Below are 5,343 nucleotides of genomic sequence, written 5' to 3'. Positions count from 1 at the left end.
GGTTCGGCCCGCGCCGTGCTCACGAACAGCCGGTCGGCGGCGGCAACCGTCAGGCCCGCGGCCAGCCCAAGATGAATGAAGTCGCGGCGGGGAACCTTGCCGCCTCCGATCAGGCTTTGCGCGATACCAAGCTTGTATTCAGATTCTGACATTTGACTCTCCCATTGCGGAATTCCCCGCGTTATTTCTCGTCAAGCACCGGCGAACAAATCTGCTTATCGGCTCCCGCCACCTTTCTTCGAATTTTTCCAATCCCAATCGGCTTGCGCCAATCAGGCCGTCACGTAGATGCCGCCGGCTTCGACGGTGACTGGAAATGTGCGCGCGCGAACGGACGGATCGACCAAGGCCGCGCCTGACTTGATGTCGAACTCCCAGCCGTGCCAGGCGCATCGAACGATCTCGTTTTCGCGATGATAGATGAATTGCGCCTGTTCAACGGGCGCGGTTGTGCCGCATTGCGGCCCCTCGCAAAGCGGAGCGCCACGGTGCGGACAGACATTCAGCAGCGCGTGGAATGAATCTCCGATGCGGAAAATCCCGACCGAAAGGCTGCGTATCTTGGCGATGAACGGAGACCCTGTTTCGATCTCGTCGACGCGGCAGATATATGTCTTCTCGGGCATCGTATGCTTCCTCAGGCGGCATTCGCGGCTTGCGCGCGGGGGATGCGTTTGTAGACTTCCAGCGCGTTCAGTCCCATGATCTTGCTCTTCCAGGCAGGAGGGATTTGCAGCGTGTTGGCATCGTCGTAATCCCAGTGCGGATAGTCCGATGCAAACATCAGCGTGTTTTCTCCGTCCATCGCTTCGAGCGTGGACCAGAGATGTTGGATGTTTGCAGGCTGCTCCAGCGGCTGCGTGGAAAAGCGGATGTTGCGCCGGCAATATTCAGACGGCAGCATCTTCAGCCATGGCGTCTCCTTGCGCAGCGCTTTGTAATCAGCGTCCAGGCGCCAAAGGACCGACGGAACCCAGGCGACGCCGCATTCGATGATCACGAAGTAGAGGTCCGGCCATTTCTCGAAGACGCCATGGGCGATCATGCTTGCCACGTGCGACATCGCCGACATGTGCAGAATGGCATGCGTTTCCCAGAAGAATGTCGTCGGGGCGGGAGCAATGGCAGTTGAATTCACGCCGCCATGCCCGCCCAGATGAATGGCGAATGGCAACCCCACTTCCGCGCAGGCTTCGTAGATCGGGTGGTAAAACGGGTCGCCATACGGCTTGACGGACCCCTGGGAGGCGAGAACCTGGACCATCCGCGGATGACTGCCAAGACGGCGAATCTCGGCGGCAGCGAGCTTCGGATCCTGTGGCGCGATGATGATCGAGCCCATGAAACGATCGTCTTTCGGCAACCACTGATCGATCTGATAATCGTTGTACGCGCTGACCAGAGCGCTGGCATAGTAAGGGTTAGCCAGGGTCGACGCCTCGATAGGCTCATCGCCGGTCAGGATCGCCACGTCGACTTTGTATTTGTCGAGGTGCTTCTCTTTCATGATGAGATAGTTGTCGGCTTCCGTTTTCGGACGGATGTCCTTGCGGGAGAAGTCCTGCGGGTGGAACCAGGGCCGATGGCCATGCGGAAAGGCGCCAACGGGACCTGTTTTCTCGCCCTCGATGAACATGTCTTTCCACAAGCCGGAGAGATAGGGCTCCAACACGGTGGCGCTTGACCAGTAATTATGACAGTCGCAGTCGACTATGAACACTTCTTCCGCTCCGTATCCGTATCTCGTCCCGGCGGCGCTGCCGGCCGTTGATCTGCTGCAGCTTCCGCCTTGAGTATTGTTTGATCAAGCTTATGATACGTGGAATATGATCGAGTTTTTCGATTGGAGATTTCATGCAACTTGATCACATCGAGACCTTTCTCGACATCATCGAATCGAGAAACTTCAATCGCACCGCGGATCGGCTAGGATTGACCCAGTCGACGATCAGCACCCGCGTTAAGAACCTCGAGAGCGCAATCGGGTCCGAACTGTTTCAGCGCGGACGCGCCGGGGCGGAGCCGACCGCCGCAGGGCGCCGGTTCGAAGCTTATGCAAGATCCTTGCTGTCCACATGGTCGCAGGCTCGCCACGATGTCCGGGCGTTCAATCGTTTCGAAGGAACCCTGCGCGTCGCCGCGCAGGTCGGGATGACCCGCTCGGTTTTGCCGGGTTGGGTGGAGACGCTGTGTCAGGCTCTTCCCAAATCGTCGATCCATGTCGAGTCGGATTATTCAAACCAGATGGTCAGCGACCTGAGCATGGGAAATCTCGATATCGCAGTGCTTTACGCCCCGCGATACCTACCCGAAATCTCCTATGAGCATTTGATGGTTGAGGAATATGTGATGGTTTCCACGGTGGCCAGAACCCTCTCCGAGGTCGACCCCGAAACCTACATTCGTCCGGGCTATACGGTCCTGCTGGAGAAGGCCCATGCCGAATTGCTCGGCGAGTTGGCGATCTGTCGCCTTTCCATGGGATCGGAAACCTTGGCGGAGATGATGCTACGGCGCACGGGCGGCACCTGCTATATGAGAAGTGACGATGCGCGCAGGTTCGCCCTCGAACGCCCATCGTTCATCGTCGAAGGCGCTCCGACGCTGCATCAGCCGGTCCACACGGCCATCCTGGCGCGCCGCAAACACGAACCGATCATCCGCAAGGGAATCCGCGCCCTTCACGTTGCCGTGATGTCACTGGATATGTAATCGAAATAATCGATCATAACTCGGGAGGGATGCTTCTGTTGCGGGGGGCCTGGAACTGGCATCTTGGGTTCGACTTCGAACCGAGATGAATGATGAACGCACACGTTTCCTTGGGGGCCCCCGACCTCCTGCCGATGAGGCATCATCGGCAATGGGCACAAACCACATCGCAGCTTGTACTCTGCCGTCGTGTAATCGAGGAAACGCCCGATGTGAAAACTTTCGTTTTCACATCCCCGACGGATCGGATGTTCTGCTTCAGCGCGGGCCAGTATGTACTCGTGCACCTCAAGATCGAGGGTGCCGCGGTGACGCGCTCCTACTCTGTTTCGTCACCACCGACGCGACCGCTCGACCTGCAGATCACGGTGAAGCGAACACCGGGCGGCCTGGTTTCGAATTGGCTCCACGACAATTTGGGGGCGGGCGACGAGATCGAGATCGAAGGGCCGCTCGGCTCATTCAATCTCGATGACCTACCCTATGAAAAGCCGCTCTTCCTTTCGGGCGGCAGCGGGATAACGCCGGTGATGTCCATGCTGCGTGCGCTTACCGACCGCGCGGCCGACCAGGATATCTCATTCGTTCATAGTGCCAGAACGCCTGGTGATATAGTCTTTCGACGGGAATTGGACGCACTTGCCTCTCGCTTTCCCAACGTAAAAGTAACGTGCGTTTGTAGCCAGGAAGATCCCACCTGGAGGGGGCCGACTGGCAGAATAGACAGTCAGATGCTGCTGACCCTCGTTCCCGATCTCCACAACCGCACTATCTTTGCCTGTGGCCCTGAAGCGTACATGAAAGCCGCACGTGCCTGCCTGGATGCGATTGGCGTGGCTCCGTCACGGTACCACCAGGAGAGCTTCGGCGGCGGCAGCAGCCCCCAGTTGGAACCGGCCCCGACAATACCATCTTCGGTCCGTTTCGTCCGCTCCGGGATCGTGCATAACTGCTTGCCCGGAGAGACGCTGCTGGAGGCGGCGCGCCAATGTGGCGTCTACGTCCCAACCGCCTGCCAGCAGGGAGTTTGCGGCACATGCCGCATCGCCAAGCTGTCCGGCGAAGTCGCCATGGAGGATCTCGGCGGGCTGGCCCCTGAAGAGAAGTCGGCCGGCTATGTCCTGGCATGCTGCAGCCACCCTCAGGGCGCGGTTTCGCTCGATCTTTAACCCCGGGTGCTTGGTTCAGCATTGAAGCCGGCGCAGTAAGTGTTGAACTGCCGGTGAAGGCGTTGCGGGCGTAGCGGACTGATGCGCATCGACCTCAGCCGATATTGCTCAGAAGTCGAGAGCAACCATCATGCCACGGACTTCGGCCATTTCCAGCAGCAGGTCCTGCAGTCTGTCGTCCAGCGCGGCACCGGTCAGCGCCAGAAGCTCGGTAATGCTCTCTCTCATCGATATGACGGCCGCGCCTGTCTTCTCGGCGAGCAGCCGTCCGATGGCAGCCCGGATCAGCTCGTCCTGATCAGACATGCTTCACCTCCCGACGCACTGCAACCTCCCCTTGCTTTCCATGCCTCACCACCGCTTTCGACAACAGGGCGTGATTTCCTATACGGTATGTTTTTTGATGCGATCCCGGGCGGCTTTGCTCACGCCAGCAGATCGTCTTTATCGACCTGCCAGTCGTTCAAAGCCGCCAATGAAGGCAGCGGCGAAAAATCGCCGGGTTGGACCGTTTCAACCGCTGCAAGCAGCTCCTGCGGCACTTCGTGCCGATAAAGCCCGGTGCATGCGCCCTCTTCGACCATTGCCGGCAACCCCGTGATCGCGTCGAAAATCGAAAATGTACCCGTTGGTTCTTCCAGGATCTCTAAACGCCTCACCCGAAACCTCCCTCTTGCGCAAAAGTAGCGACTAACGCCGCTATCCCCAAGTGGTTCCCCAGGCCGGCACATTTTTTCGCGCGTTGGTTGTAGCGCATGCCGGCAGGGCAGTCATGCCCCCAGGGTGCATAGCCAAAATCGCTACGCACCACTTTTAAATCTTGACGCGTGTCAATTTTTTATAAAACATGCGCAAATGCCGGATTGGCATCGGCCGGCGCTCTGGGAGGAGCAATGCCTGACATCGAAAAGTGCCCGACCTGGGCTGCAGTCCGCACATTCCAAAGCGGGCAGCAATCTGTTGGCGAACCATCGCGCCAGGCGCCGGGGTCGCTTGCGCGCCGTCTAACATTGCAGTCACCGGACAGCGACATTGATGCAGCCCATAAAAACAATCAGGAGGAGGAAAAACCATGCGTATGTTCAATTGCCTGAAGCTTGGCACGAACCTGCTTGGCGCAGGCATGCTTGCAGCCATCGTCGCAGCGCCCGCCCATGCCGAGGATACGGCGAAAGTCGCGGCCATCGTCAAAGGCCTCGACAATCCGTTCTTCCAGACCATGCAGAAGGGCATCGAGGAACAGGCCAAGGCAAACGGCGTGAATGTCAGCGTCCAGGCCGCCGCCAATATGGGTGACGCCACCGGCCAGGCCGACCGCCTGACCGCCATGGCCATGCAGGATTTCGATTGCTACCTGGTCAACCCGATCAGCGTCTCCAATCTCGTCCAGGCGCTGGTGCCGGTCGCCCAGAAGAAGAAGCCGATCGTCAACATCGACTCGACCATAGACCCGGAACAGGCC

7 protein-coding genes are annotated in these 5,343 nt (G+C 58.8%); 3 read left to right on the top strand and 4 right to left on the bottom strand.

The genetic code is table 11. The annotated features are described in order from the left end of the window. Window positions 1-272: 272 nt before the first annotated feature. On the bottom strand, window positions 273-626 hold the full coding sequence (locus EN893_RS17210; protein WP_023809364.1) for a Rieske (2Fe-2S) protein: 354 nt from the start codon (window positions 624-626) through the stop codon (window positions 273-275). Between the two features lie 11 nt (window positions 627-637). Further along, the gene (locus tag EN893_RS17205) at window positions 638-1,720 is read right to left on the bottom strand and encodes an amidohydrolase family protein (RefSeq protein ID WP_023809365.1); all 1,083 of its coding nucleotides are present in this window, start codon (window positions 1,718-1,720) and stop codon (window positions 638-640) included. A gap of 134 nt (window positions 1,721-1,854) precedes the next feature. On the opposite strand from EN893_RS17205, the gene EN893_RS17200 reads away from it, so the two are divergent. Then, on the top strand, window positions 1,855-2,712 hold the full coding sequence (locus EN893_RS17200) for a LysR family transcriptional regulator (protein ID WP_127270220.1): 858 nt from the start codon (window positions 1,855-1,857) through the stop codon (window positions 2,710-2,712). A 212-nt stretch (window positions 2,713-2,924) separates the two neighbouring features. Then, window positions 2,925-3,881: a hybrid-cluster NAD(P)-dependent oxidoreductase gene (locus EN893_RS17195; protein ID WP_206517159.1), complete on the top strand. Its 957-nt coding sequence runs from the start codon at window positions 2,925-2,927 to the stop codon at window positions 3,879-3,881. A 108-nt stretch (window positions 3,882-3,989) separates the two neighbouring features. Here EN893_RS17195 and EN893_RS17190 read toward each other — a convergent pair whose 3' ends face one another. After that, entirely contained in the window at window positions 3,990-4,187 is a 198-nt protein-coding gene (locus tag EN893_RS17190; RefSeq protein WP_127270219.1) for a hypothetical protein, read from the bottom strand. Window positions 4,188-4,306: 119 nt separating this feature from the next. Beyond that, window positions 4,307-4,540: a hypothetical protein gene (locus tag EN893_RS17185; RefSeq protein ID WP_127270217.1), complete on the bottom strand. Its 234-nt coding sequence runs from the start codon at window positions 4,538-4,540 to the stop codon at window positions 4,307-4,309. Window positions 4,541-4,953: 413 nt separating this feature from the next. Between EN893_RS17185 and EN893_RS17180 the strand changes: the two genes are divergently transcribed. After that, the coding region (locus EN893_RS17180) for a substrate-binding domain-containing protein (RefSeq protein WP_164900928.1) at window positions 4,954-5,343 on the top strand (390 nt) is incomplete at its 3' end.

Source organism: Mesorhizobium sp. M7A.F.Ca.CA.004.04.2.1, assembly GCF_004022825.1.
In the GTDB taxonomy this organism is placed as follows: domain Bacteria; phylum Pseudomonadota; class Alphaproteobacteria; order Rhizobiales; family Rhizobiaceae; genus Mesorhizobium.
This window is presented reverse-complemented; position numbering and strand designations above follow the sequence as displayed.